This is a genomic window from Streptomyces sp. NPDC094448, from assembly GCF_044763775.1.
Classification (GTDB): domain Bacteria; phylum Actinomycetota; class Actinomycetes; order Streptomycetales; family Streptomycetaceae; genus Streptomyces.
In genome coordinates, this window is sequence record NZ_JBIWGU010000014.1 from 95,379 (window position 1) to 121,432 (window position 26,054).

Consider the following 26,054-nt stretch of genomic DNA (forward strand, 5'->3'; position numbering starts at 1 on the left):
CGGCCGCGGGCAGCGGCCGGACTGCGCAGGCACGCCCCGCGGAGGTACGCCGGACACCCCGGCACGGCCTTCGGCCGGGGCTGCCGACGGCTGTCATGTCCTTCTGCCGTGACATATCGGCGGCGGGCTGCGGAGGACGAATTCCGGGGGGCTGCGGATCACCTGCTACTTCCGGGCCTCCAGGCTCTGTTCGGCCGTGGTGAGGGCATCGGCGAGGATCGGGCCGATCCGTGCCAGGGGGCGGGGATGCAGCATATGAAAGTGCTGGGCCGGTACGCCGTTGACGTGCACGGTCCCGTCCACATGACGCCGCCATGCCTGCGGGGTGTGTGCGGGCTCGGCGGAGTAACCGGGGATGGCTTCGTCCGCGGTGAACAGCAGCAGGTCGCCGCGGAAGACCTGCGGTGTGAACCGGCTCAGCAGGGTGACATTGTGATGTGTGACCTCCAGCAGCCGGGAGGCCGAGGCATCCCGCAGCAGATGCTCGGGCAGGCCCATCCGGCGCAGGGCGGCCATCAGCGCGCCGGTGCCTGCGGCGGTGTCCGCAGGGGGTGCGGATCCGGCCCGGCGGCCGTCGCCGGTGTCTTCCGGAGGGTGGCCGCCGATACCGTCCGGAGTGTGGATGCCGTCCACGGCGTCGATGCCGTTGAGGAGCAGCAGCCACTGCTGCTCGGTCAGTTCGGTCCGGTGGGAGAGGATGTGCCGGTTGTCGGGGTAGGCGTCGAGCACGGCGAGTACGCCGACGTCCTCGCCGTCGCTCTGGAGCCGGGTGGCCATGGCGTGGGCGACCAGGCCGCCGAAGGACCACCCCAGGAGGTGGTACGGGCCCGAGGGCCGGACCGTCCGGATGTGCCGGACGTAGTCGGCCGCCATCTCCTCCACGCTGGCGGGCGCGGCTTCGGTGGGGGCGCTGAGCCCGCGTGCCTGCAGTGCGTGGACGGGCCGGGACGGGCCGAGGTGGCGGAGCAGACCGGCGTAGGCGCCGCCGAGACCGCTGCCCGGGTGTACGCAGAACAACGGTGGTCCGCTGCCTTCGGCACGAAGGGACAGCAGCGGGTCGAGCCGGTCCCAGGGGGCGAAGGCACCGGCCGCCGGCCGCCCCGTGCGGGCGGGGGCCCGCTCCGAACTCCGCAGGTGTTTGGCGAGCTGTGCGACGGTCGGCGCTTCGAACAGGGTACGGATCGGCAGTTCGGTCCCGAACACCTCGTGGATGCGGGCCATGAGCCGGGTGGCGAGCAGTGAATGCCCGCCGAGCCGGAAGAAGTCGGCGTCGCCGGAGACGTCGTCGATTCCGAGGATCTCACCGAACAGCCCGGCCAGTCGTGCCTCGTGGGTATCGCGCGGTGGACGTGCGCCCGCTGCGGTGGGCTGCGGCCGCAGGGCGGGCAGCGCCTTGCGGTTCAGTTTGCCGCCGGCCTGCGTCGGCAGCGTGTCGAGGACGACGATATCGCTGGGCACCATGGGTTCGGGCAGGACGAGTGCCAGCCTTCCGCGTACCTCCGCGAGGTCGAGGCCGCCGGGCGGACCGCCGTCCGTCGCGGATTCGGTGATGTAGCCGATGAGCTGTTCGCCGACCACCGAGGCTGCAGCCTGCGCGATGCCGGGCAGGGCCCGCATCGCGGTCTCGACCTCGCCCAGTTCGATCCTCACCCCGCGCAGTTTGACCTGGTCGTCGGTGCGTCCGAGATACTCGACGCTGCCGTCCGGCAGCCATCGGGCCAGGTCGCCGGTGCGGTACATCCGGGAGCCCGGGGCACCGAAGAGGTGGGCGAAGGGATCGGTGGGGAACCGGTCGGCCGTGAGAGCGGGCCGCCGGTGGTATCCGCAGGCGAGTTGTACACCCGCGAGGTACAGCTCACCGGGCATCCCCGGGGCGCAGGGCCGGAGCGCCGCATCCAGCACGTACAGCCTGGTGTTCCATACGGGCCTGCCGATGGGAACCGGCCCCGGGTCGCCCGGCACGCACTGGTGGTGGGTGACGTCGACGGCGGCTTCCGTGGGCCCGTACAGGTTGTGCAGGGCCGCCTGCGGCAGCAGCGCGTGGAACCGTTCGGCCGTCGCGCGGGGAAGTGCCTCGCCGCTGCTGAAGACCTGCCGCAGGCCGAGGCAGCGAGCGGCCTCCGGGGCGGCGAGGAAGGCATCGAGTACGGACGGGACGAAATGCAGGGTGGTGATGCCCTGTTCCGGGATGACCCGGGCGAGGTAGTCCGGGTCGCGGTGGCCTCCGGGCCGGGCGAGGACGAGGACGGCGCCGCTGATCAGCGGCCAGAAGAACTCCCACACGGATACGTCGAAGCCGATGGAGGTCTTCTGCAGGACGCGGTCGCGGTCGGTGAGACGGTAGGTGTCCTGCATCCACAGCAGGCGGTTGACGATGGCGCGGTGGGGGACGAGGACGCCCTTGGGGGTGCCGGTGGAGCCCGAGGTGTAGATGAGGTAGGCGGGGTCCTCCGGCCGGGCGGCGGGCGCCGCGGCCGGGGTGCCGGAACGCGGTCCGGGCGGCCCGGAGCAGTCGGCGGCGGGGTGGCCGTCGAGCAGCAGCCAGGGCGCCCGGCCCGGCGGGGCAAGGGCGCCGGCCGCGGTGACGTCCGACCGCGAGACGACGAGCGCCGGTTCCGCATCGGTCAGCATCTGCCCCAGCCGCTCGGCCGGCTGCTCCGGGTCCAGCGGCAGATAGGCGGCCCCGGTGATGAGCACGGCCAGCAGCGTGACCACCAGGTCGGGGCAGCGGGGCAGTGCGACGGCAACGCAGTGTCCGGGCGCCGCACCGCGGGCTGCGAGCAGGCGGGCCAGGCGGTGGGCGGCGGTATGCAGCTCGGCATAGGTCATGCGCTGCTCGCCCTGGTCCGCGATCAGGGCGACCCGGTCGGGGCTGCGTCCGGCCTGGGCCGCGAGGAGTTCCACCAGGGTGCGGTCGGGCACCTCGCGAGCGGTGTCGTTCCATTCGATCAGTACACGGGAGCGTTCCCGGGCGGACAGCAGCTCGGCGCCTCCGACGGTGCGTCGGGGGTCGGAGTCGTCGCAGAAGGCGTCCAGCAGCCGCAGGAAGCCCGCGTGGTGCCCGGCGAGATCTGCGTCGGTGTACGGTCCGGCGGGGGCGTTGAGGTCGATCCGGAGGCCGGTCCCGTCCGATCGGTCGTACGCCATCACGGCCAGGTCTTCGACGATCCCATTGGACAGGTTGTGCGCGGTGACCGGGTGTCCGGCGAAGGTGAAGTCGTAGCCGAAGGACATGACGTTGACCTGCGCGCCGATGAAGTCCCGTCCCGCGTCGGGCAGCCGCAGGTCACGGACGAGGTCGACACAGCGGTAGCGCTGGTGCCGCAGGGCCCGGCGGGCTTCGCGGGAGACCTGGCGCAGCAGATCGGGCACGCGGGTATCCGCCGCGACTCGCAGGCGCAGAGGTACGACGTTCGCGAGCATGCCGGGCAGTGCGCGCAGTACGGCGTCGGTGCGGGCGGTGACGGGCAGGCCGAGGACGACATCGCGCGTGCCGGTGAGCCGGTACGTGTACGCCGCGGTCGCCGCGATCAGCATGATGGACCAGTGCACTCCGGCGGCCCTGGCCGCTGCGCGCAGCCGACCGGCCTCCGCTTCGGCCAGTTGCCCCGATGTCTTCAGGACGGCGGGCGGGAAGCCGGCCGGCGCAGGGCGCCCGAGCCGGGCCGGATCGGGCCGGTCCAGGAGCCGTTCGGTCCAGTAGGCGCGATCGGCGGCACGCTCCGGTGACGACTGGTAGGCCGCGTCGCGTTCGAGCAGCAGGCGCAGCGACCCGAAGGGCGATTCCGGTGCCGGGGTGCCGTGGACCAGCGCCGTATACAGCTCGGCCACCCGTCGCATGACGAGACCGCCGCCCGTCGCGTCGGTGACGATGTGGTGGAAGCTGTGGTAGAGCGCGGACCGATGCGGCGCGAGCCTGAACAGCGCGTAGGAGAACAGTGGCCCTTGTTCGAGATTTACCGGCCGGCGTAGGTTTTGAGTCATCCAGCTTTCCGCGGCCACGCGCGGATCGGGTTCACGGCTGACGTCGAGTACGGGGAATTCCCAGTCGCGTACGGTGTCGAGCTGCTGCCACGGCACCCCGGCGTCCGTCCCGAATCGAACATTGAGCGGTTCGGATTCCGCTACGGCTCTGCGGAGCGCGTCTTCCAGCAGGCGCGCCTGCAGGGGGCCGTGGATTTCGAGATACTCGCCGATCCGGTAGGCGGCGCTGTTTCCGTTCCTGAACTGGGCGAACCAGATCTCGCGCTGACTCGACGACAGGGGCAGGCGGACGCCGTGACCGTCGGGGCGGGGCAGGTGGTGGTCGGGTAGCAAGTCGCCCCTCAGAAATTGACGGCCCAAAATCATATTTTCGTTTACTTGAGCGATTTACTTGAGCGGGTGCGGATTATGGTCACCGCGGCGGGCCCAGAATAACGGAACGGATAGCGGTGGGCGCGCATCCGAGGTGAACCGCGGAGGGGGAAGGAACGGGGGTTCGATTATGTGGGCCGCGGGTTCCTGGCCGTCCGAGGGGCCATGGCCTCCACGTCTTTGGGCCATGGACTGGGGTCGTCCCCCGCGCGTGCGGGGAGCACCCAGCCATCCCACCCTCCGTATCGACGACCTGGGGTCATCCCCCGCGCGTGCGGGGAGCACCCCCTCACCCCTCCAGCCCCGGCGCCCCCCACACCGGGAACCATCTGTTCAGCTCCCCCTCCATCCTCAAATCCTCCGACAGCAGCGCCCTGACCTCCAGCTCCAGCGCGTTGTCCCTGCGTTCACCGCCGCCCGGGATCGGGGCGAACGGGTAGAACGTGCCCCTCTTGTACAGGTACACCAGCGCCAGCGCGCGGGCGTCCGGGGTGTGGAACGTGATCAGGGAGCACAGCAGATGGGGGCCGAAGCCCGACTCCTCCAGCAGGGTGTTCACCGCATGGAGGTCGTTCACCAAGGACGCCATGTCGTCCGGTGCGCGGCGCAGCAGCAGCCAGGTGTAGCCGTAGGCGTCTTCGCTGTACTCGGGGGCTTCCAGGAGGTCCCGGACGTCTTGGCGGACCCGGTGGAACGCGCCTCCCTCCACTCCCGCGAAGCACACCGACGCCGCGCCCGTCGGGACGAATCCCGTCGCCGCCTCCAGGGTGATCGCCGCCGACGGGAGGGCGAACAGGCGGTCCAGGTCCGGCGGGACCGGCCTGGTGCGGCCCAGGAGCTTGTCCAGGAAGCCCACGGCAGCGTGCCTACGGGCGCGAGAGCTGCGCGCTGATCGACGCGAGCTGGTCCAGGCGCTGTTCCAGCGTCGGGTGGGAGGAGAGCAGCCGGCCCAGGCTCTCGCGGGAGGAGAACGCCGGGGCGAACCAGAACGCGTTGTACGGCTCCGCCTTCCGGAGGTCCTCCGTCGGGATGTGCGCCATCTGCCCCGTGACCTTCGTCAGGGCCGAGGCCAGTGCCGAGGGGCGGCCCGTCAGCAGGGCGGCCGCACGGTCCGCGGAGAGTTCCCGGTAGCGGGAGAGGAGCCTCGTGAGGAGGAAGCTGATCGCGTACACCGCCGCGCTCACCAGCGGGATCAGAGCCATCGCCAGCGCGGCGTTGCTGTTGCTGCGGCCGGCCCGGCTCAGGCCTCCGTACAGGCCGACCCTCGTCATGATCCCGGCGAGGACACCGAGGAACGAGGCGATCGTCATCACCGCCACGTCCCGGTGGGCCACGTGCGACAGCTCATGGGCCAGCACACCCTCCAATTCCTCCGGCTCCAGTCTTCGCAGCAGGCCCGTCGTCGCGCACACCAGGGCCGTCTTCTCGTTACGGCCGGTCGCGAACGCATTCGGTACGTCGCTCTGCGCAATCGCGACCCGCGGTTTCGGCATATCGGCCAGCGCACAGACCCGGTCGACGGCGCCGTGCAGCGCCGGGGCCTCCTCCGGGGTCACCTCCACCGCGCCCATGCTCCGGGCCGCGATCTTGTCGCTGAACCAGAACTGGGCGATGAACATGCCACCCGCGACGATGAGGATGAGGGGCCAGGCGCCGCGCAGCAGCGCCAGGAGTACGCCGACGAAGACGACGTACAACAGCCCGATCAGGAACATCGTGGTCACCATGCGGGTGGTGAGTCCCTGGTCCGGGATATAGCGGGACCGGCGCCTTCTGGCCATGATCACCTCCGGCGAGGAGCTGTTCCTCCCTCGATTGTGCGCCTTTCGGCCGCCGCATGGGCGGCCCGGCAGCGGCGGAATGCGGCCGAAAGAGGTACGCGTCAGCCGCCGCGCGGGCGGAGCAGCAGCAGCGCCGTATCGTCGCCGCGGGCCTCTCCCCCGACCATGCCGATGAGCGCGTCGGCGATCTCCTCCAGCGGGCCGTCCCCGGCACGGGCGAGGCGATGTGCCAGTTCGGCGAGGCCCTCGTCCAGATCGGCGCCCGGCCGTTCGATCAGCCCGTCGGTGTAGAGGGCGAGTACGGCGCCGGGGACGAGCGGCACCTCGGTGACCGGATAGACCGCCTTGGAGTCCACGCCGAGCAGCGGACCCCCGGGCAGTTCCAGGGCCCGCACCCGGCCGTCGGGCTCCCGCAGCAGCGGCAGCGGATGGCCCGCCCTGGCGAGCACGGCGCGGCGGGCGTCGAGGTCCAGATGGAGGTAGGCACAGCTCGCGAGCATTTCCGCGTCGAGGTCGATCAGCAGCCTGTTGGTGCTCTCGATGACCCCGCCGGGCCCCTGGCCGACCGCGGTGAAAGCCCGCACGGCCGTCCTGACCTGCCCCATCAGCCCCGCGGCGGTCGCATTGTGCCCCTGGATATCGCCGATGACGGCCGCCGCGCCCCGTACGGGTGCCCGGCCGTCGCAGCCGAGGGGGATCAGATCGTAGAAGTCCCCGCCGATGTCCATACCGTGCGTGCCGGGCAGATAGCGGGCCGCCGCTTCCAGACCCGTGAGGGCGGGCAGCGAGTGGGGCAGCAGCGCGGACTGGAGTCCCTGGGCGAGGCGGTGCTTGGCATCGTACAGACGGGCCCGCTCCAGGGCCTGGGCGACGAGTCCGCCGAGGCTGGTGAGGACCGCGCGCTCGTCGGTGGAGAAGCGGTGCTCGCGGGCGTACCCGAGGACACAGGCGCCGACGGGCCGCCCGGAGGCGACCAGCGGCAGATAGGCCCATGCGGCCATCCCGTCCGGGGTGGCGAACCGCGCCGGATAGACCCGTTCCAGCTGCTCCCGGGATTCGAAGAACGACGGTACGCCGGTGCCGAGGATCTGTGCGCTGGGGATCTGGGCGCTCAGCGGGGTGCCGTCCCAGCGGTCCACGACGCCCGGATCGGGGTAGCCGCGCTGCCCGAGGACCCGGAGCCGGTCGTTCTCGGTGGACAGCAGTACCAGGGCGTCACTGCCGAGCGTCGGCATGATCTCGTCCGCGACGGTCTCGACGACGTCGTCGACGCCTGCGGCCTTGGTGAGGGCCCCGGCGAGGCTGAGGATATGGGAGATGGAGACGAGGCTTCCGGTGCGGGCGGCGGCCGCTTCCGGCGGGCGTTCGGCTCCCGGGACGGAGTCGACGGGGCTGATGTGGACGCTGATGCCGGTGCGGCCGGGGTGGAGCCGGAACATCAGCCACTGTTTCGGGGGCCGGAGGGCCGTGAACGAGGTGGTCTGCTGGCTGAGCAGGGCCGCGCGGTACCGGTCCTCGTACACGGGATCGTCCAGCCAGGGCTGTACGGTCCACAGCCGCCGGCCGGGAAGCCGGGCGGTGGAGACACCGAGGAGCCGTCCGGCGGCGGGGTTCGCGTAGACCACGCGGCCCTCGACGTCCAGGGAGCAGAGGCCGTCGGGCATCCGGGCGACCATACGGAGGGCGCGGGCCGCTGCACCGGGGTCGCCCGGCCCGGTGGGCTCGGCCTGGACGGGTTCCTCGTCGGCGGCGAGGACCACCCCGGTCGCCGCGGCCCGCCGCAGCAGCCGCGCCATTTCGTCACCCGCGGTGACCAGTGCGGTGCGTTCGCGGGCCGAGAGGGTGGCCGGGTGGGAGCCGGGCCAGGTCAGATAGACGGCTCCGTAGGTCGTATCGCCGTCGGCGACGGGGAAGGCGGTGAGGGAGTACGGGTACGGGAGGACGAGCGCGATCCTCGGATAGCGCCGGGCCATCTCCTGCTCACCCGACACCCACACCACGGTCCCCTCACGGACGGCGTCCGCGAGGGGCATCTGCGCGGTGAGCGGCACCCGCTCCCACGGCGCGGAGAAGGAGCGGGGCAGTCCGGCCTTGACCGCCATCTCCAGCACCAGCCGGTCGGCGGAGAGGAGGTAGGCCGCTCCGGAGTGGGCACGGACGGCCTCCATCAGGTCGGCGAGGACGCGTGACAGCAGCGCGGAGGGGCCTTCCCCGCCTGCCCCGCCTGCCCGGCCTTCTCCTTCGTCTCCGCTGTCCGCCGTGACGGTCCCCGGTGCGCGCGGACCGCCCACGCGCACCACCTCCTCCGTGACCTGTCGTCGTGTCGCCCCTTTCGGCCTGCTCGGTGAGCCCGGGCGCTCAGGACCACCCTGCCCGCGATCGGCGCGCGCCGCATGGCGAGGTGCCCCGGGGCACGCCGGGTGCCGCTACCGTCCCGGCTGCTCCGGTGAGTCCGGTGACTCCGCCGCCGTGATCGTGACCGTGGTCCGCCGGGTCACTCCCGAGACCGCGGCCGCGAGGGTGACGGTGCCCGGACGCAGGGCGGTCAGCAGGCCCGTCGCCGGGTTGAAGACTGCGACGGTACGGCTGCCGTCCTCCTGGTCGCCGGTCGTGCTGTCGATCCGGACCTGGGCGGACACCGTCCAGTCGGTGCTGACGGGGTACGACGCCGGGACCGTACGGACGCCCTGGACCACGGCGGCCCGGACCGTCGCCGTGCTCCCGGCGGGAAGCGCGGCGGGCGCGGTGAGGGTGAGGTCGTCCGTATGGGCCCTGGTCTGTACGGTCAGCCAGTCGGGGCCCGGCAGCCAGGGCCGGTCGCGGGCAGCGAGGCGTTCGGCGGGCGGGATCCGGTCGACACCGACGAGTGACCAGCCGGTGAAACCGCCGTCCCCGGCCGGGCCCGCGGGCGACTTTCCGGAGTTCCCGTTGATCAGATAGGGCACTCCGTCGACCCGGTCGGCGTGGAAGACCCCGGCATGGGCGCCGATGAAGGCCGCGCCCTTGCCCGTGGTACGGCGGAACTCCGCGAGCCAGGTCTCCAGCAGCGCCGCCTCCTTCCGGTCACCGAGCCGGCTGCCCTGCTGCGGGGTGGGATCGCGCGGCGGTACGTGTTCGACGACGAGGACCGAGTCGACGTCCTCGTCCCCGGCGGCGCCGTCCAGGGCGGCCCGTGCCGCGGTGATCTGGGCGAGTCCGCCGCCGCGGAGGGAGAGGGAGGAGGTGTCGAGGGTGACGATCCGGGTGCCCCGGTGGTCGAGGATCCGGCTCGCGGGCCCGAACTCGGCGGTGAAGTGGTCGATGCGGCCACCCATCACCTCGTGGTTCCCCGGCACGTAGTACCAGGGCACCTCACTGCCCAGCTCCTCGGTCAGCACACGCCGGGCGAAGGCCAGATCGGCCGGTGCCCCCTCGTCCACGAGATCCCCGTTGACGACGAGGAAGTCGGGCCCGGCGGCCCGGATCTCGCGCAGGGTGCGCCGGGCCTGGCGGACGATCCCGCTGTCGGGGTCGCGCGCCACGAACTGGGCGTCGGACATCACCGCGAACCGCCACTCCCGCGCCCCGGCCCGGGCCGCGGTCCCGATCAGCGGATCGGCGGTGCGCGGTGGTGCGGGCAGGTCGACCGTGGGCGGCACCCGTGCGGTGAGCGTGTCGATGGCGATACGGCCGGTGTACTGGCGGTCCGCCGCCGTCTCGGCCAGGTAGAAGCGGTGGACGGTGAGCGGGGTGGCCACGCCCGGCGGTACGGCGAAGGTGATGTGCCGCCAGCCCGTCCAGGTGATGTGGGGGCCGCGCAGGAGATGGTCCGAGCCCGCCGCGTCCTTCAGATGGAGGGTGGGCCAGGCGCCGCGGCCGTCGCCGTCGACCCGGAGTCCGAAGGACTGCGGCTGCCCGGGTACGGGCAGGGCCCGCGGCGGGTTGGCGTACGCGGCGCGGGTCGCGGTCGAGCGGGTGAAGTCGTATGTCAGCTCCAGGCCGGTGCCGGTGTGCCCAACGGGTGTGGCGGCGACGGAGCCGCCCGCGCGGGCGTGGCTGAAGGTCCAGGCCGCGGCGGAGTCGAAGCCCTCGGTGGTCTCCTCGGTGAGGCCGACGCCGACTGCGAGGACGGTGCTGATCCCGGCGGCGGTGGCCGTGATCCGTCCGGCGGCGCCCGGGGCTGTTCCGGGACGGGCGGTGACGGTGAAGGAGCCGCGGCCGTCATCCCGTACGGTGAACCGCTCGCGGTCGTAGTCGAGTCGTACGTCGGCGGGTTCGACGGGTGCGGTGTTGCCCCGGGTGTCGCGGCCCAGCAGCCCGAACGCGCCGCGGGTGGCGGGGTCGGCGAGGGAGACGCGGCGGGTGGTGGGTTCGAGGGCGGCGAGGGGCCCGAGGACGGTGAGCCGGATGTCGCCGTATGCGCTGCCGCGTTCGGCGCGTACGGCGGCGGTGCCGCCGCGCAGGGCCCGGAACACTCCGCGGCTGTCGACGCGGCCGACGGCGGGGGCGGTGGAGCGCCAGCGGGGGGTGCCTGCGGCGGGGCCGTACGTCTCGTCGTATCCGGCGGCGGTGAGCGCGCGGGTCAGCCCGGGGAAGACCCGGTCGGGCCGGCCGCCGCGCACCGGGGAGGCGGTGGGGGCGTCGGCGGGCGGGGTACGGGTCTCCACCCGGTAGCCGTGGAGCCGCCCGCTGCCGTCGGGGGCGGTGAACGCCAGCCCGTTGGGCACGGGCCGCTGGGAACCGTCGGAGGGGCTGTTCTCGATGCGGAGGGTGTCGCTGCCGGGCGCACGTGCGGCGAGGGTGGTCGACCCGCCGCCGTCGAGGTTGAGGGCGTTGTGCGCGCCCGCTCGGGCCATCATGCGGCCGAGTTCGGTGAGGGTGACACCGCCGCTGTCGGCCTGGCGTCCGTCGACCGTGACGACCCGCATGGTCCGGCCGTCGGCGGAGAAACCGACGGCGGTACGGGGTGCGGCGGCGTTGTTGGGCTGCCCCTCGTGGCTCCGGGCCGCACCGTCGACGACGAGGAGTTCCCGGCCGCCGACGGCCGTCCGGGGCACGGGCCCGCCGTCGGTGCGCGGGCGGAAGGAGAGGGAGACCGGGTCGCCGGGGCGCAGGGCCAGCAGCTTCCCGGCTCCGGCGTCGCGGCCGACGAGGGCGGTGGCGCCCGCGGGGACGGGCCCGGTGCCGGTCCGGTCGCTGACGGAGAGGACCGTACCGTCGCGGACGACTGCTTCGGCGACCCGTGTCGCCGGGGCCACGGTGAGGGCGCGGTCGGCGCCGCCCCAGGCGGGGGTGTAGGCGCCGACGCCGTCCACGGGGACCCGGGCCGCGTTGTAGGCGGTCAGGGGGCCGGGACCGGACGGGAGGGTGAGCGTGCCGTCGAAGTAGAGACCGAGGACGCGTCCGGCACCGCCGGGTCCGATACCGACGGCCCGGTGGGAGCCGGGCGCGGGCGAGTGCGTGGGCGCGCCGCCGCGGATCCCGGGGCCGAGGGGGGCGCCCGTCCGGTTGAGGTCGAAGAAGTCCCCGTTGACGGCGGCGACGGTACGGCGCCGGGGCCCGGGGTCGTGGGCGGCGGCGAGCGCGGTGACGGTGTCCCGGCCGGTGACGGTGGCGGAGGAGAGGTGGTCGACGCCCGCGCCGTGGCCGTCGAGTTCTACGGAGAGGGTGTCGACGCGGAGCCATTTGTCGGCTTCGAGGCGGTCGTAGGAGGTGAGGGTCATGCCGGGTGCGACGGGCCGGGAGGTGCGCGCGGTCTCGATACCGTCGCCGTCGGCGGTGACGGGCGCGGTCGAGACGGGGTTGCTGGCGGGCGGGGGCGAGACGGGCCTCAGGGTTTCGGCGGTGGACGCGGGCGGACGGTGGGGCTCGTGGGCAGGCACGGAGGAAGCGGCGGTGGCCGTGGCCGGGGAGAGGGTCCCGGCCGTGAGGACGGAGAGGGTGGCGAGGGTGGCGATCAGGAGGGGCGTGCGTCGGGTTCTGACTCGGTCCACGGGGTCTCCTGCACGGGGGATCACGGCGGATTGAACACACGCGCGCCGCCCGGATGGCGGCGGGCGGCACGGAGACGCTACCGCTTGGGGGGTGTGGGGCGGCGCGGAAACCCCGCGGGTAGCGGGGAACGCTCCCGGGGGCTCGTCGGCGGGGGCGGGGGTCCAGGGACCATCCCCGCGCGTGCGGGGAGCACAGCCGACCGTAGTACGGGCTGTTCGGGTTGCGGGGACCATCCCCGCGCGTGCGGGGAGCACGCAAGGTGGCGGCGGACGAAGCCTCGGCCGGGGGGGGACCATCCCCGCGCGTGCGGGGAGCACTGGTTGTCACCCTCACCCACGGACGTCATCGAGGGACCATCCCCGCGCGTGCGGGGAGCACCGTCCAAGGCCACGGCCTGCGACCGGTCAGGCGGGACCATCCCCGCGCGTGCGGGGAGCACCCCCAGGCCGCCACTCCCGCCGCCCTTCCGGTGGGACCATCCCCGCGCGTGCGGGGAGCACACTCACTGACCTGCCCCTTTGTCAGCGATCAGCGCCCCTCCCATGCAACTTCACCGACTCCGGCAAAACCTGCTGAAGGCATATCAGCTCACCCAAGTCACCCGCACAGCACCACACTCGGCAGTGAACCAGAGGTGCCCGGGTGACGACCCGGTTCGTTCCACTCGGGCACCCACGATCCGGCCTGCTGGTGCCGCGAGTTCCGGGCCTCGCTGCGGATGCTGCTGCGGGCCCCGGTCAGGGTGCCGGAGCCCTGCTTGCCGGTGCTGTGGCGCAGATACCGGCGGTCTACCATTCGGGCGCCTCCACCGTGTCGGCGAGCTGGGTGATACGGGCGGCAGCGTGCCCGATACGGTCGGCTTCCACCTGGAGCGATGCCATGGCCGGGTCGTCCTGCGAAAGCCATTTCGCGCCTTCCCCGAGAAGGAGCCCGACGTCCTGGAGCACACCGGTGAGGTCCTTGAGGCCTGCGGGAAGCTCCCGGCCGTCGAGGATCCGGGCGCCGGCGCGGGCCAGGGCGCTTTCCGGGAGGAGGTCGCGGCGGACCGCGGCAGCAGCCTGGGCCCGGTCGTCTCCGTCGGCAGGTACATAGACCTTGCCGAGTTGGAGCCCCGGCACCGTCTGACCGATCTCGTCGTTGAGCATCCCCACGAGACGAGGCGTGACGGTGTACACCTCGGTGGGCTCGGCGGGGTCTGCGCGCACGTGCTGATCAATTGTCAGGGCCATGTCCGGCGGAAGCTGGGAGAGCAGCCGTACGAGGTCTCCGACGGTGTCCAGGACGGGGTGCGCCGCGATGGCGGCGGCGAGCTGGTCGCCGTGCTCGTGAACGGTCATGGGGTCCCCCTCGGGTCGGGCCGGGCCGTGGCGGTGCCGGCTTCCGGTGGACACTCTAGGGAGGCAGAAAAAAAGGGGGGCGCCAGTACGGAAGGGAGTCCGTAGGATCCCGGCCCCGGAATGCCCGTGTTCTCCGCCCGCCCGGGCGACTTGGCCGATGGGATCGGCCGGCTCCCGGTGCCTGACGGGTCAGCCTCTCATGGCCGGAAATCCGGCTTGCGGATCGGCGGGGGCGCAGCAGACTCCCTTCATGTACTACTGACAGGTGCTGCCGGACCCGGCACCGCTCAGTGGCCCTCCTCCCGTACAGGCTCGTGCAGGAGGCCAGGAGCGCAGGCCCCCGGGTTCCTTCTCAGTCGCGGTGTTCCCGGGCCCGCGCGCCCGCCCGGGTGCGGCCCGCCGCCACCGGGCGGTCGGGGTGGCGGCGCAGATACTCCTCCTCCAGCTCGGCCATCCGGGTGGTGTGCGCGGAGAGCGCGGCGGCCGAGCCGTGGAGGAGGGTGTCGTGCCGGCTGCGGTGGATGTTCTCCAGCTCCCGGATCAGCTCGGACTCCCCGAGGCTTGTTGCTGCGATGCCCCGGTGCTGGTCGTCGGCGTGCGTCATACGGCCGTGCTCCTTTCCGGTACGTGGTCGGGGATGCGTACGGGCGCGTACGCGGACCCCTCCGGGCGACCTCGTACAGCCACCATCCCGCCCGTCGCGGGGCGCTCCCGCAACCCGGCCCCGAGCCGGGCGCCGTGCCACCGGGTGAACGGCCGGCCGCACACAGTGCCCGGAAGTCGCGCTCCGAACGGCGGGAGAGCACGATGGAGAGGGGCCGGTGACCCGGCTCGCAACGAGGCCTGCCCGCGGCCCGGCACCCGGCCGCCGCGGGGATCCGGGAATCGCCGCCGTCGCGCGGACCGCGGGGCTTCGGCGTACCCGGTCAGAGCTGTGCAACCTACGTCAGGGGCACCAACGCCATGAACCACCAGCGCCATGCGACCGCCACGACCGCCACGACCAGAAAGCCGGGGGCACCGTGCTGGGTCAGCCTGATGGCCCGGGACCTCGGAGCGTCACAGGCGTTCTACGGGGCGGTGCTCGGCTGGGAGTTCCACCGGGGCGGGCTCGGCGAGGAGTTCAGCGTTGCGGTCCTGGACGGCAGTCCGGTCGCCGGGATCGGGGCGCTGGCGCCCCGGCTGCAGGTGGCCGTGGCCTGGACGCCGTACTTCGCGACGCCGGACGCGGATGTGGCATCGGCCCGGATCCGGGAGCGCAGCGGAACGGTCGCGGTCGGCCCGCTGGCGTTCTCCCTGGGGCGGGGTGCCCTCGCCGCCGACCGGGACGGAGCGGTGTTCGGGATCTGGGAGGGCGCGCTGATCCCCGACTGGCAGTCCGGCCACAAGGACGCGCCCGCGTGGCTGCATCTGCGGGCCCGTAACGCCTTCGACTCCGCGATCTTCTACGGCGAGGTGCTGGACTGGGCGTCCGGGCTGCCCGGGTGCTGTGAGGTCGGGTACGAGAACGACGAAGTCGTGCTGATGAGCCACGGGCATGTGCTGGCGCGGCTCAGTTCGGGGGCGACGGGCCCGGCGCCCGATCCGCTGTTGCGGCCGCGGTGGGACGTGCACTTCCCGGTGGACGATGTGGCGGCCACGGTACGGGCGGTGGAGGCGAACGGGGGCACCGTGCTGGAACGGCGGACGACGTTCGAGGGGGCGGAGGAGGCGGCGCTGCGGGATCCGGACGGGGCGCTGTTCACCGTCACCGGGCGGATCTGACCGCCGCCCGTTCAGCTCCCGTGCCTGCGGCCGGTCAGCCAGCGGCGGGCGGCCTTCGGGGCGGGGAAGTGCACGCGCTCCTCGCGGGTGGTGCGGTCCAGTTCCTCCATCAGCCGCCGTGAGCGGTGCTCGGGGTCCAGTTCGGCGAGGACGCGGTCGATCTCGGCGAGCAGGGCTCCGTGCAGCTGCCAGTGCCGGGGCCTGCTCCGTACCCCCGCGAGGAGCAGTTCCGCGGCCCGTTCCCGGGCGGCGGCGGCCGCTTCGAGACCGGCAGCCAGTTTCCGTTCGGCCGTGGCCGCGTTCTCGCTGACCTGCGCGGTGACCAGTTCGGCGAAGGCGACGAGGGCTCCGGCGACCTGCCGGAGGAGCTGCTCCAGGGCGTGTCCGGTCTCCGCCGGGAAGAGTTCCTCGTCGCGGCGTTCCCTCGCCAGATCGGTCATGGTGCGGGCCAGGACCCGCAGGACGACGGCGCAGATCTCCAGGGTGTCGAGGCCGGTCCGGAGCACGACCCGGCTGAGCGGCCCCTCCTTCACCCTGGGGTTGAGCTTGAGGCTGTCCTCCGCCTGCCGGAGGGCGGCATCGACGTCGGCCACGTCGTTGTCGAGGCGCCGGGCCTCGCGGAGCCGGGCCGCCGCGGTCTCCACGGAGGCGGGGGCGGTCAGCTCCGCCCCGATATCGAGGAGGAGCGTCCGCATCCGCCGGGAGAGGTCGTCGATCGACTCGCCCGCCGTGCTCACCCACACCGGCGGCACGAAGACCACGTTGAACAGCAGCCCGACGACCGCGCCGATGAGGGTCTCCAGCACCCGGTCCCAGGCGGTGTCGGCCACCCGGGTGACGCCGAGGACGAGCATCGCGCTGATGGCGACCTCGGGCACGAACTCACTGACCCGGACCATGTGCCCGACGATCAGCGAGGCCAGGATGATCAGCCCCAGGCTCCACCAGCTCAGGCCCACGAGCAGGCTGAACCCGCTCGCGATCAGCACTCCGGCGATGACGGCGTTCACCCGCCGGATGCCGGTGGTGAGGGTGGAGTAGAGCGTGACCTGGACGACGAGGAGCGCGGTCAGCGGGGCGGTGAGCGGTGCGGGCTCGCTGCTGAGCCAGAGCGCGGCGACGTAGGCGATGGTGGCGGCCGCGGTGGAGCGCAGCGCCTGGACGACGACGGGGTCGCGGTAGAGGGCGCGGAAGGCACCCGTCAGGGCCGCGATCGGACCGCGGGACCGCGGGCGATCCTCAGTCACTGCCGGGGCGGGAGCGGAAGCGTCGGCGCATGCCTCTGGATCTGCCCGCTGGGGGTGCTCCCCGCACGGCACCACCGAGAATTCTGGCTGGTTTGCCCATATTTCATAGGAAACTACAAAGTCCGGGTTTCGGCTTGGGTCCCGGGTGCCGGGGGCGGGTCGCGGGAGGAGAGTGGGACGGGCCGTGGTGGCCTGCGGGCGGCGCCCGGGCGCGGGCCTTTCCGGCGGAGGATTCGGAAGGGGCGGGGAGGGGGGCGGAGGAGGCGGAGGACCGGATGGAACCCGTGGAGGCCCTGGACCGGATCGCGTTCCTGCTGGAGCGTTCCCGGGCGGAGACGTACCGCGTCAAGGCATTCCGTACGGCCGCCGCCGTGCTCGCCGGGATGTCTCCCGGCGAGCTGGCCGCCCGGACCCGCAGCCGGCGCTCCCTGGAGTCGGTGAAGGGCCTCGGGCCGAAGACCGCGGGCGTGGTGATGGAGGCCATCGCCGGAGACGTGCCCGAGTACCTGCGGAAGCTGGAGGAGGGGGCGGAGGCGCCGCTCGCGGAGGGCGGGGAGGCCCTGCGGGCACTCCTGCGGGGTGACTGCCACCTTCATTCGGACTGGTCGGACGGCGGCAGCCCGATCGGGGACATGGGCCGTACGGCGATCGCGCTCGGCCATGAATGGGCGGTTCTCACCGACCACTCCCCCACGCTGACGGTGGCCCGGGGACTGACCGCCGGGCGGCTGCGGGAGCAGCTGGCGGTGGTGGCGGAGCTGAACGGCCGCTGGGCGCCGTTCAGGCTGCTGACCGGCATCGAGTGCGACATCCTGCCGGACGGCCGGCTGGACCAGGATCCCGGGCTGCTGGCCGAGCTGGACGTGGTGGTCGCCTCGGTCCACTCGGAGCTGCGGATGGACGGGGCACGGATGACCCGCCGCATGGTGAAGGCGGTGGAGAATCCGCTGGTCGATGTGCTCGGGCACTGCACGGGACGGCTGCTGATCGGGCGTGAGCACATGCGTGGGGGCCGCCGGTCCACCAGTGGTACACGTCCCGAGTCGTCGTTCGACGCGGCCGAGGTGTTCGCGGCCTGTGCCGCCTCGGGCACCGCCGTCGAGATCAACAGCCGGCCGGAGCGGCTCGACCCGCCGATGCGGCTGCTGGCCCCGGCGGTGGAGGCCGGGGTCCATTTCGCGATCGACACGGACGCTCATGCGCCGGGACAGCTGGACTGGCAGATCATCGGCTGCGACCGGGCCGAGCGGGCGGGGGTGCCGCCGGAGCGGGTGATCAACACCTGGGGTGCGGACGAGCTGCTGGCCTGGACGGAGGCATAGCCCCCGCCCCGCGAGCGAACCCGGGCGGCACGAGCACCGGAGCGGATCGGCGTACCCGTACCGCTCGCCGCGGCGCCGCACCCAGCCGACCTTCCGTCAGTCTTGATAAACTTAAGCCCTGTTCGTTGCTACCTTAAGAATCTCAAGGTACAAATGAATGACAGGGCGTCGTCGAGTGCAAGGGAGCCACGGGGTGGACTGGCAGGAACTGACGGACCTGACGCGCGGACAGCCGTTCACGGTCGAGCGCGTCCGGCTCTCCGGCAACGGCGTCGCGATCGAAGGAGACTTCGAACCGCCGCAGCTCGCCCGCCTCGGTGTCGACGACCAGGTGTTCGTGGCCGCGTTCGTCCGGGCACACGGTTCGATCAAAGAGATGGAGCGGATCTTCGGGGTGAGCTACCCGACGGTCAAGGCCCGGCTGAACCGGATCGCCGAGCAGCTCGACTTCGTCGACACCGACCCGGCACCCCGCGGCGCCGACACCGTCGACCGGCTGCGGCGGGGCGAGATCAGCGCCCAGGAGGCACTGGCCGAGCTGGAACGGTCCCGTTGATCTCCCTACTGGTGACGGTACGCCTGAGCCGTCCCGGCCGGCCCAGGCTGAGCCTGCACATCCCCGTGCTGCCCCTCCTGCTGCTGGTCTCGCCTCTGCTGCTGCTCCTCGCCCTGGCCTTGGCGGCCGCCTGCCTCGCCGCCCGAGCCGCACCGATGGGCGTACTGCACGGCATCGGGCAGTTGCTGAGGGCCCTGCCCGGCTCCCGGGTCGAGGTCGAACAGGGCCGGACGGCCGTCCTGGTGAGCGTCAGCCGAGTCCCTGGAATCCCATGAGCCCGTCGAGCCCGTCGAGCCCGTCGAGCCCGTTGAAACTCTTGAGTCCCTTGAGCCTTCCGAGGAGTACGGAACCACGATGAACGAACAGCGCCGCCAGATCCTGGAGATGCTGGCCGAGGGCAAGATCACCGCGGACGAGGCCGGGAGACTGATCGACGCCCTCGAACGACAGCGGCCCGAAACCGCACCCGACACCACGCCGGGTCCGCACCCCCGGCCCAGGTACCTGCGGGTGGTGGTGAACTCGACCGATGGCACCGGCGGCGACGGCGCGAGCCGGGTCAACGTCCGGATCCCCTTGCAACTGCTCCGCGCCGGGGTACGGCTCACCAGCCTCGTCCCCCCGCAGGCTCTTACCAAGATCAACACAGAGCTGAACCGGTCGGGCGTGCCGATCGACCTCACCCAGCTCAAGCAGCAGCACATCGAAGACCTCATCGAGCAGCTCGACGGCGTCGACATCGACGTCGACGACATCGACGGCACGGTGCAGGTGTTCTGCGAGTGACACCAGGGCGGACACCGGAGCCGGCCGCCCGCCGCGCTCCTTCCGCGGCGCGGCGGCCGCGCCGCGGAAGGAGCCCGGGGCGGCGCAGGGCCGTCCGTCCCAGCTACGACGGCGGTGCCGCGGGGATATCCGGGCGGCACAAGGCGCCGGATCCGGGCGGCGGAAGGCGCGTGAGGGGTCGGTGCGCGGTAGAGAACCCGGCCGGGAGCGCGGCCTGGGCCTGCGGCGGGGCGGGTACGGGCCCGGGGCGGCTGCCCCGGGCCCGTACCCGCTGATCGTCAGCTGTGCGGAACGACCGCGACCGGTGCCGAGGAGTGGTGCAGTACGGCATGGGCGACGGAGCCGATCCGGCCGCCGAAGGGCGCCCGGCGCATCCGGCGGCCGACCACCAGCAGGGACGCGCCGCGTGCGGCCTCGACCAGGACGTCGGCCGTCTTGCCGACCGTCGGCGCCTCGGTGACCGGGACTCCGGGGTGCTCGGCCCGCCACGGCGCCAGCACCTCGGTGAGCGTGGCCGCCTCCTGCTTCGCCAGTTCGGCGTCGAGGACCGGGTCCTGCGGCAGCCCGTAGGCGAAGTAGGGCGGCAGGGACCAGGCATGGACCACGCGCAGGGGCGCGCCACGCCGGGCCGCGTCCTCGAAGGCGTACCGGAGGAGGACGTCGTCGGGCTCGTGCGCGTCGATACCGAGGACGACCGGCCCCTCGGCGGGGTGCTTCGCGCCGTCCGCGGATCCGTCGCCGGGCACCCGGACGAAGACGACGGGACTGGTGGTCTCCGCCAGGACGGCCTGCCCTACGGAGCCGACGAAGAAGCCGCCGAGGCCGCTCAGCCCCCGGGAGCCGAGGACGAGGAGCGCGGACTCCTCCGCGAGCCGGGCCAGCACCTCACCCGGACGGCCCGTCGACTGGTCGGCGGTCACTTCCAGTCCGGGGTGGCGTTCACGGATCCCGGCCGCCGCCTCGACGGGGATCCGGCCGCCCCGGTGGCCCCGGCTCTCCTCCCCGAGGAAAGCGGCCCTGGCCGCCATCGGAACGGGCTCCCAGACGCTGACCAGTTTCAACGGCAGTCCGCGCAGCGCGGCTTCGCGGGCCGCCCACTCGGCCGCCGCCAGGCTCTCCGGGGAGCCGTCGACGCCGGCGGAGACGGTGCCGGTGCTGCTGGTGCTGGGGCTGGGCATGGATGCACACCTCCTGGTACGGGCGGGGATCGACGATGATCCCCTTCCCAGCATCGACGGCGGCATCCGCAGGTGCGAGGGCCACAGGTCCCGGCGGTCCGGCCCGGAGGTCCCCCGCGAACGGCCGACCGGCCCGGCCCGAAGCCTCCCGGCGGATCGCGACCACTTACCTCCCCGCACCACTCCACACCGCCGAACGGGTGAACACCACCGGCCCGGCCCGAGGCCGCAGACGCCCTTCTCGCGACCTTTCGGCGCGCTGCCGCACGGCGCGGCGACCCGGCCGGGGAAAGGCCCCACAAGGCCCCTTGGAAGGGCCTCTCGACACCCCTCTCCGAACACCCCCGATCACCCTTTGACGCGCCTCTCACCTGCGGTAACGTGAGGCAGGCCGAGCCGGTCGCCCGACCACGGCCACCGCGGCGCACCCCTGCGCGCCGTATGCCGGTATCCGGTGTTCCGGTATCAGGTGTTCCGGTATCCCCGTCAGCCAGACCTCCGTGAGGCTCCGCCATGCCCGAAACCCCCTCCCCCCGCGCCTTGTCCGACCTTCCGTACTCCCGCCATCTCACGCCCCTCGCGGGGGAACTGACCGACGGTGAGCGGCACGACCTGGACTGCGTCCGGCTCGACGGCGGCAGTTACGCCGGCCTCGACGCTCCCGGTCTGCGGCTGACGGAGTCCGCTCTCACCTCGGTCTCCTTCTCCGGCGGACGGCTCCGGCGGGCGCGCTTCAACGACGTCTGGATGCACACCGTCCGGTTCGTCGGCACGGATCTGGCGGAGACGTCCTGGCTGGACACCGAGTTCACGGCGGGTGTCCTGGCCGGTCTTGAGCTGCACGGCGCCGCGCTGCACCGGGTCGTCTTCCATCAGTGCAAGTTCGACTCGGTGAACCTGCGGGCCACGACGCTGCGGGACGTGGTCTTCGTCGACTGCCTGCTCCGGGACGCCGATTTCGCCGGGGCACGGCTCTCCGGTGTCTCCTTCCCCGGTTCCACGCTGGAGGGCGCCCGGTTCGCCGGGGCCGGACTCAAGGACGTGGACCTGCGGTCCGCTGCCCGGCTGGACATCGGCGACGGCGTGGAGTCGCTCCGCGGCGCCACCATCAGCACCCTCCAGCTCTTCGACCTCGCACCGCGGTTCGCCCACGCGCTCGGAGTCGTCGTACGGGACGACTGAGTTCGCGCGGTCAGCGCAGGCCGATCACGAGGGGGCCGCCGTCGGGGTCGCGGAGGGCCGACGGGGGGACGACGGACCACGGGACGGGCAGGATGCGGCCCGGGGCGGCGGGCCGTGCCGACCTGTACTCCGCGAGCGTCCGGCCGTCGCGGCGGAGCGCCAGTCCGGGCGCGCGGTGGTACTGGTCGGTCCACAGCAGCAGCCTGCCGCGCGGCGGTGCGGGGTCGCCGGGCCGCAGCAGGCCCGGGGCGACCCAGCGGAAGGGCGCCTCGGCCAGCAGCCGGACGCCGACGGACGGGCCGGTGAGGTCTTCGGCCGCGAGCCGGGCCGCGATCGGGGCGGCGAGATGGCGGCCGTCGAGGGCGGCGGCGTCCGCGGTGTCGACCGGATGCAGGAGGTTTCCGGCGGCGTACACGCCGGGGCGGCTGGTGCGTAGGGTGGTGTCGACCAGCGGGCCGAGGGTGCCGGGGTCGAGGTCGAGGCCGCCGTCCCGGGCGAGTTCGTGGTCGGGGATCCAGTCTCCGGTGAGAACGACCGTGTCGCAGTCGACGGTGCGGCGGGCGCCGGTGTCGAGGTGTTCGATCTCGACGGCTTCGACACGGGTACGGCCGATGATGCGGACCAGCCGGGTGCGGTGGGCGACGGGGGCGCGGAGCAGGGCGCCCGCAGTGAGGGTGAGGGCGAGGGGTGTCCCGGTCCGCCGGTGGGGGCCGAGCAGCAGGGCGACCCGGCAGCCCGCGCGGTGCAGGGCGAGGGCTGCGGACCGGCTGACGGGGTCGGTTCCGACGACGACCGCGCGGCGGCCCACGGTGCGGCGGGCGTCCAGATGGAGGGCGTTCTGGAGCTGTCCGGTGGTGAGGACTCCGGCGGGCCGGTCGCCGGGGACCAGGCGGGCGGCGCGCGGGCGTTCGCGGGCTCCGGTGGCGAGGACGACGATTCGGGGCTCGACCCGGAACCGGCCCTCGGGGCTGGTGACGTCGAGGGCGGGGCGGGGGAAGGTGCCGTGGTCCGCGGGGCCTGAGGGGTCGGGGGACCAGCCGGTGACCGTGGCACGGGTTCTGACGACCGCTCCGGCCTTCAGAGCGGCATCGGTCAGCCGCCGGGCGTAGGCGGGTCCGGTCAGCAGCCGGTGCAGATCCCGGGTCCCGAAGCCGGTGTGGTGGCTGTGGCGGGGGATGCCGCCCGGTTCGGCCTCCCGTTCGAGGACGAGGACCTCGCCGGGGATCAGGGGGGCGAGCGCGGCGGCGGCCGTCAGTCCGGCGGGGCCGGCGCCCACGACGAGGACATCGGGCGAGAGGAGGGGCGAAGGGATGAGGGGGGTGGTGCGGCGGCGCGGGCCGGTGGTGGGCGGTTGCGGGCTGCTGGTGGGCGGGGGCGGGCTGGTCACGGTCGGGGCGTCACCTCGTGGGGCGGGAAGAGCCACGGCCTCGGGCCGTCTCTTCGCGGGGCGTTCGGGCGGGGGCGGCGGGCGGCGCGGGAGCCGCCGGGGGCTCGCAACGGGCCGTACAGCCGTGTCCGCCCGTATGACCGGCCAGCATCCGTTCCACCGCCGGGCCGCAGAAGAATCCCTGGCAGCGGCCGTTCATCGCGCGGGTACGGCGGCGCAGTCCATCTTGGGTACGGGCCGGCAGCGGGGCGTGGCAGGCGTCCCGGATCTCGCCCGCGGTGACCCGTTCGCAGAAACAGACGATCTCGCCGTACGCCGGGTCGGCGGCGATCCGCTCACCGTCCCGGTAGGGGCGGACTCCGGTTTCGCCGAGGTACGGCACGGTCGGTGGCGGCGGCAGATCGGTGCGTTCCCGGAGGCCGAGTCCGCTCGCGGCGAGCGTGTCGCGGACGTGTTCGGCGATGGCCATGCTCGCGGAGAGCCCGGTCGAGCGGATACCGCCGACGAGGACGTAGCGCCGGTCGGGATCGGCTTCGATCAGATAGTCGGCGCGGCCGGTCACCGAGGCGCGCAGTCCGGCGTAGGCGGCGGTGACCTCCTCGTCGAGGAGGCGCGGCATCAGCTCGGCGCCCTTGTCGAGCAGGAAGGCGAGGCCGTCCTCGGTCGTGCCGGTGGCGGTGCGGTCGGTGAGGTCGTCGGCGGTCGGACCGAGCAGCACGTTCCCGTACACGGTCGGGGCGACGAGGACGCCCTTGCCGACCGCGGTGGGGACGGGAAGCACGATCCGGTCGACGAGCGGGCGGGCGAGCTTGTCGAAGACGAGGAGTTCACCGCGGCGCGGGGTGACGGTGAAGCGGTCGTATCCGAAAAGGGCGTCGATCCGGTCGGCGCCGAGTCCGGCCGCGTTGACGGTCCAGCGGGTACGCACCGGGCCCTGCGGGGTGCGCAGGGTGGTGATGCCGTCCGTGTCCACGGCCTCGGTGACCGGATGGTCGAGGAGGAGCACGGTGCCGCGGGCCAGGGCGTCGGTACCGAGCGCGAGCGTGGTCGTCCAGGTGCAGATGATCGCCTCGTCGGGGACGGTGAGCCCGGCGAGGGCGCCCGCGCCGAGCGCGGGCACCAGGCCGTACACCGTCTGGGGGCCGACGAGTTCCGTCCGGTGGTAGCCGTTGGCGACGGCCTTGGCCCGCAGGGCGGGCAGGGCGGCGGACTCCTCGGCGGTCCGGGCGACCAGAAGGGCCCCGGGGTACTCGACGGGGATCCCGGTCTCGCGGGCGTAGGCCGACAGCAGGGCGTGGCCTCGGGCGACGAGCCGGGACTCCAGGGTGCCGGGGCCGGCGTCGAAGCCCGTGTGCAGGATGCCGGTGTTGGCTTTGCTGGTGCCGTCGCCGAGATCGGAGCGGGCTTCGACCAGTGCCACGGACAGCTGGTGGCCCGCGAGTTCGCGGGCGACGGCGGCGCCGACGACACCGCCGCCGATCACGGCGACGTCGAACACGGGAGGGGGGACGGGGGGCGGGGCGCTCATCGGGGTGCTCCCGTGCGGAGGGACGCTTCGGCCACCGCCGTCCAGGTGGCCCGGAACTCCGCGGCCCGGTCCTCCGGCCACTCGGGCTCGTACACCGCCGACGGCTTCCAGTCACCGACGGCGTCCCGCAGGCTCAGCCCGGGGTCGAGCGCCAGTCTGGCGAGGGCCGCCGCACCGAGCGGGGTGGCGTGCGGGGAGGGGTAGACCTCGACGGGGAGCCGGGCGAGATCGGCCTGGGCCTGCATCAGGGTTCTGCTGCGGGTGAGTCCGCCGTCCGCGCGGAGCCGGGTGAGCGGGCTGCCGAGATCGGCGGCCACCAGATCGGACACGGTGGCGACCTGGGCGGCGACGCCCTGGACGACGGCGAGCACCAGATGCTCCGGACGGGTGGAGAGGGTCATTCCGGTGAAGGTGGCGGTGGCGTCGGAGCGCCACCAGGGGGCTGCGAGACCGGCGAGCGCGGGGACGCACAGGGTGCCGTCGGACTCCGCCGCGGCCATGCTGTCGAGTTCGCCGGCGGAGCGGATGAAACCGAGGTCGTGGAGCCAGCGGATCGCGGACGCCGCCGTGTACACCTGGCCGTCGACGCAGTACGGGGTACGGCCCCGGGCCCGCCAGGCGACCGAGGTGGTGAGGCCGGAGGTGGAACGCACCGCTTCGGTCCCGGTGTTGGCGAGGAGGAACGCTCCGGTGCCGTAGGTGCACTTGGCCTCCCCGGCCGCCAGGCAGCCTTCGGCGAGGAGCGCGGCCTGCTGGTCCACGACGATTCCGGCGACGGGGACCTCACGGCCGAAGGCCCGGGTGGTGCCGACGATCTCGTCGCAGGCGGCTATCCGCGGCAGGGGTTCGTCCGCGAGGCCGAACAGCGCGGTCAGTTCGGGGTCCCAGTCGGCGCGGTCGAGGTCCAGCAGCAGGGAGCGGCTCGCGGTGGCGGCGTCGGTGACGAAGGCCCCGGTGAGATGGTGCAGCAGCCAGCTGTCGACGGTGGTGACCACGCCTTCGGTGGTCAGGTTCCGGCGCAGCCAGGCCATTTTGGGTGCGGAGAAGTAGGGGTCGAGGACCAGCCCGGTGCGGGCGGCGATCAGTTCGGCGTGGTCGGCCAGCCGGGCGCACTCGGATTCGGCGCGCCGGTCCTGCCAGACGACGGCCGGGGTCAGCGGGGCTCCGGTGCCGGGGTCCCAGGCGAGGACGGTCTCGCCCTGGTTGGCGAGGGCCACGACATCGACCGGGCGGCCCGCGGCGGCGACGGCGCGGCGGCCGGTGTCGAGTACGGAGGCCAGCAGGGCGGCCGGATCCTGCTCGACCACTCCCCCGTCGGCGTAGCGGGGCCGCAGCTCCGCCTCGGCGAGGGCGAGCCCGGTGCCGTCGTGGTCCACGACGACGGCTTTGGTGCCGGAGGTGCCCTGGTCGACGGCGAGGACGACGGTCACCGGCGTGCCTCCCCGCGGGGGCGTGCGGGCGGCCCGGCGCAGGCTCGCGACCCGGGTGGCCGGGCTTCCGGGGCGGGCACGTCCGGGGTGGTTCGGCTGGGCACGGGGCGATTCCTTTCACGGTTCCGCACCCGGCCCGCGCTGCGGCGGGCCGGTGCGGGGCGGACGGAGACCACGAGGGCCACGGATACCACAGGGGCCACGGGGTTCACGGGCGGCGCGGCGCG

19 protein-coding genes and 1 CRISPR repeat array are annotated in these 26,054 nt (G+C 73.3%); of the genes, 6 read left to right on the plus strand and 13 right to left on the minus strand.

Features of this window, described 5'->3' with window-relative positions; translation table 11 throughout:
- Positions 1 to 165 precede the first annotated feature (165 nt).
- From ACIQ9E_RS25555 to ACIQ9E_RS25590, 8 genes are all read right to left on the minus strand, one after another.
- Entirely contained in the window at positions 166 to 4,317 is a 4,152-nt protein-coding gene (locus ACIQ9E_RS25555) for an amino acid adenylation domain-containing protein (RefSeq protein WP_403710763.1), read from the minus strand.
- A gap of 328 nt (positions 4,318 to 4,645) precedes the next feature.
- Complete coding sequence (locus ACIQ9E_RS25560) at positions 4,646 to 5,212, minus strand: hypothetical protein (protein ID WP_403710765.1); 567 nt, start codon at positions 5,210 to 5,212, stop codon at positions 4,646 to 4,648.
- Between the two features lie 10 nt (positions 5,213 to 5,222).
- The gene (gene htpX, locus ACIQ9E_RS25565; RefSeq protein ID WP_403710767.1) at positions 5,223 to 6,137 is read right to left on the minus strand and encodes a zinc metalloprotease HtpX; all 915 of its coding nucleotides are present in this window, start codon (positions 6,135 to 6,137) and stop codon (positions 5,223 to 5,225) included.
- Between the two features lie 101 nt (positions 6,138 to 6,238).
- The gene (locus ACIQ9E_RS25570) at positions 6,239 to 8,305 is read right to left on the minus strand and encodes a SpoIIE family protein phosphatase (protein ID WP_403710915.1); all 2,067 of its coding nucleotides are present in this window, start codon (positions 8,303 to 8,305) and stop codon (positions 6,239 to 6,241) included.
- Positions 8,306 to 8,563: 258 nt separating this feature from the next.
- Complete coding sequence (locus tag ACIQ9E_RS25575) at positions 8,564 to 12,109, minus strand: phosphodiester glycosidase family protein (protein WP_403710769.1); 3,546 nt, start codon at positions 12,107 to 12,109, stop codon at positions 8,564 to 8,566.
- A 103-nt stretch (positions 12,110 to 12,212) separates the two neighbouring features.
- Positions 12,213 to 12,610: direct repeats of the CRISPR family, unit length 29 nt; unit sequence GGGACCATCCCCGCGCGTGCGGGGAGCAC.
- A gap of 97 nt (positions 12,611 to 12,707) precedes the next feature.
- On the minus strand, positions 12,708 to 12,905 hold the full coding sequence (locus tag ACIQ9E_RS25580; protein WP_403710771.1) for a hypothetical protein: 198 nt from the start codon (positions 12,903 to 12,905) through the stop codon (positions 12,708 to 12,710).
- The gene (locus ACIQ9E_RS25585; RefSeq protein ID WP_403710773.1) at positions 12,899 to 13,447 is read right to left on the minus strand and encodes a hypothetical protein; all 549 of its coding nucleotides are present in this window, start codon (positions 13,445 to 13,447) and stop codon (positions 12,899 to 12,901) included. The genes ACIQ9E_RS25580 and ACIQ9E_RS25585 overlap by 7 nt, the downstream gene beginning before the upstream one ends.
- 352 nt (positions 13,448 to 13,799) lie before the next feature.
- On the minus strand, positions 13,800 to 14,051 hold the full coding sequence (locus ACIQ9E_RS25590) for a DUF6158 family protein (RefSeq protein ID WP_403710775.1): 252 nt from the start codon (positions 14,049 to 14,051) through the stop codon (positions 13,800 to 13,802).
- Positions 14,052 to 14,410: 359 nt separating this feature from the next.
- Here ACIQ9E_RS25590 and ACIQ9E_RS25595 point away from each other — a divergent pair, with 359 nt between their 5' ends.
- Entirely contained in the window at positions 14,411 to 15,211 is an 801-nt protein-coding gene (locus tag ACIQ9E_RS25595; protein WP_403710778.1) for a VOC family protein, read from the plus strand.
- 11 nt (positions 15,212 to 15,222) lie between these two features.
- Here ACIQ9E_RS25595 and ACIQ9E_RS25600 read toward each other — a convergent pair whose 3' ends face one another.
- The gene (locus tag ACIQ9E_RS25600; protein WP_403710917.1) at positions 15,223 to 16,425 is read right to left on the minus strand and encodes an aromatic acid exporter family protein; all 1,203 of its coding nucleotides are present in this window, start codon (positions 16,423 to 16,425) and stop codon (positions 15,223 to 15,225) included.
- 308 nt (positions 16,426 to 16,733) lie between these two features.
- On the opposite strand from ACIQ9E_RS25600, the gene ACIQ9E_RS25605 reads away from it, so the two are divergent.
- From ACIQ9E_RS25605 to ACIQ9E_RS25620, 4 genes are all read left to right on the plus strand, one after another.
- Positions 16,734 to 17,780, plus strand: a complete 1,047-nt coding sequence (locus ACIQ9E_RS25605; RefSeq protein ID WP_403710780.1) for a PHP domain-containing protein — start codon at positions 16,734 to 16,736, stop codon at positions 17,778 to 17,780.
- Positions 17,781 to 17,973: 193 nt separating this feature from the next.
- Positions 17,974 to 18,336, plus strand: coding sequence for a DUF2089 domain-containing protein (locus tag ACIQ9E_RS25610; protein WP_366258601.1), 363 nt, complete (start codon positions 17,974 to 17,976; stop codon positions 18,334 to 18,336).
- Positions 18,337 to 18,347: 11 nt separating this feature from the next.
- Complete coding sequence (locus tag ACIQ9E_RS25615) at positions 18,348 to 18,611, plus strand: hypothetical protein (RefSeq protein WP_403710782.1); 264 nt, start codon at positions 18,348 to 18,350, stop codon at positions 18,609 to 18,611.
- Between the two features lie 79 nt (positions 18,612 to 18,690).
- Positions 18,691 to 19,122, plus strand: coding sequence for an SHOCT-like domain-containing protein (locus ACIQ9E_RS25620; RefSeq protein WP_403710784.1), 432 nt, complete (start codon positions 18,691 to 18,693; stop codon positions 19,120 to 19,122).
- Between the two features lie 278 nt (positions 19,123 to 19,400).
- Here ACIQ9E_RS25620 and ACIQ9E_RS25625 read toward each other — a convergent pair whose 3' ends face one another.
- Entirely contained in the window at positions 19,401 to 20,300 is a 900-nt protein-coding gene (locus ACIQ9E_RS25625; protein ID WP_403710786.1) for a universal stress protein, read from the minus strand.
- 513 nt (positions 20,301 to 20,813) lie between these two features.
- Here ACIQ9E_RS25625 and ACIQ9E_RS25630 point away from each other — a divergent pair.
- Positions 20,814 to 21,482, plus strand: a complete 669-nt coding sequence (locus ACIQ9E_RS25630) for a pentapeptide repeat-containing protein (RefSeq protein WP_403710788.1) — start codon at positions 20,814 to 20,816, stop codon at positions 21,480 to 21,482.
- 10 nt (positions 21,483 to 21,492) lie between these two features.
- On the opposite strand, the gene ACIQ9E_RS25635 is transcribed toward ACIQ9E_RS25630, so the two are convergent.
- Genes ACIQ9E_RS25635 through ACIQ9E_RS25645 form a run of 3 tightly spaced genes read right to left on the minus strand, consistent with a single transcriptional unit; the run spans position 21,493 to position 25,827 of the window.
- On the minus strand, positions 21,493 to 22,869 hold the full coding sequence (locus tag ACIQ9E_RS25635; protein ID WP_403710790.1) for an NAD(P)/FAD-dependent oxidoreductase: 1,377 nt from the start codon (positions 22,867 to 22,869) through the stop codon (positions 21,493 to 21,495).
- Positions 22,870 to 22,879: 10 nt separating this feature from the next.
- Positions 22,880 to 24,397: an NAD(P)/FAD-dependent oxidoreductase gene (locus ACIQ9E_RS25640; RefSeq protein ID WP_403710792.1), complete on the minus strand. Its 1,518-nt coding sequence runs from the start codon at positions 24,395 to 24,397 to the stop codon at positions 22,880 to 22,882.
- Complete coding sequence (locus ACIQ9E_RS25645; protein WP_403710794.1) at positions 24,394 to 25,827, minus strand: FGGY family carbohydrate kinase; 1,434 nt, start codon at positions 25,825 to 25,827, stop codon at positions 24,394 to 24,396. The genes ACIQ9E_RS25640 and ACIQ9E_RS25645 overlap by 4 nt, the downstream gene beginning before the upstream one ends.
- Between the last annotated feature and the right edge of the window lie 227 nt (positions 25,828 to 26,054).

Bases quoted from the DNA above. Each gene is read 5' to 3' on its own strand.
- htpX (WP_403710767.1), bottom strand. From the start codon at position 6,137: ATGGCCAGAAGGCGCCGGTCCCGCTATATCCCGGACCAGGGACTCACC.
- ACIQ9E_RS25570 (WP_403710915.1), bottom strand. From the start codon at position 8,305: ATGGAGGCCGTCCGTGCCCACTCCGGAGCGGCCTACCTCCTCTCCGCC.
- ACIQ9E_RS25580 (WP_403710771.1), bottom strand. From the start codon at position 12,905: ATGGTAGACCGCCGGTATCTGCGCCACAGCACCGGCAAGCAGGGCTCC.
- ACIQ9E_RS25585 (WP_403710773.1), bottom strand. From the start codon at position 13,447: ATGACCGTTCACGAGCACGGCGACCAGCTCGCCGCCGCCATCGCGGCG.
- ACIQ9E_RS25590 (WP_403710775.1), bottom strand. From the start codon at position 14,051: ATGACGCACGCCGACGACCAGCACCGGGGCATCGCAGCAACAAGCCTC.
- ACIQ9E_RS25595 (WP_403710778.1), top strand. From the start codon at position 14,411: ATGAACCACCAGCGCCATGCGACCGCCACGACCGCCACGACCAGAAAG.
- ACIQ9E_RS25605 (WP_403710780.1), top strand. From the start codon at position 16,734: ATGGAACCCGTGGAGGCCCTGGACCGGATCGCGTTCCTGCTGGAGCGT.
- ACIQ9E_RS25620 (WP_403710784.1), top strand. From the start codon at position 18,691: ATGAACGAACAGCGCCGCCAGATCCTGGAGATGCTGGCCGAGGGCAAG.
- ACIQ9E_RS25625 (WP_403710786.1), bottom strand. From the start codon at position 20,300: ATGCCCAGCCCCAGCACCAGCAGCACCGGCACCGTCTCCGCCGGCGTC.
- ACIQ9E_RS25630 (WP_403710788.1), top strand. From the start codon at position 20,814: ATGCCCGAAACCCCCTCCCCCCGCGCCTTGTCCGACCTTCCGTACTCC.
- ACIQ9E_RS25640 (WP_403710792.1), bottom strand. From the start codon at position 24,397: ATGAGCGCCCCGCCCCCCGTCCCCCCTCCCGTGTTCGACGTCGCCGTG.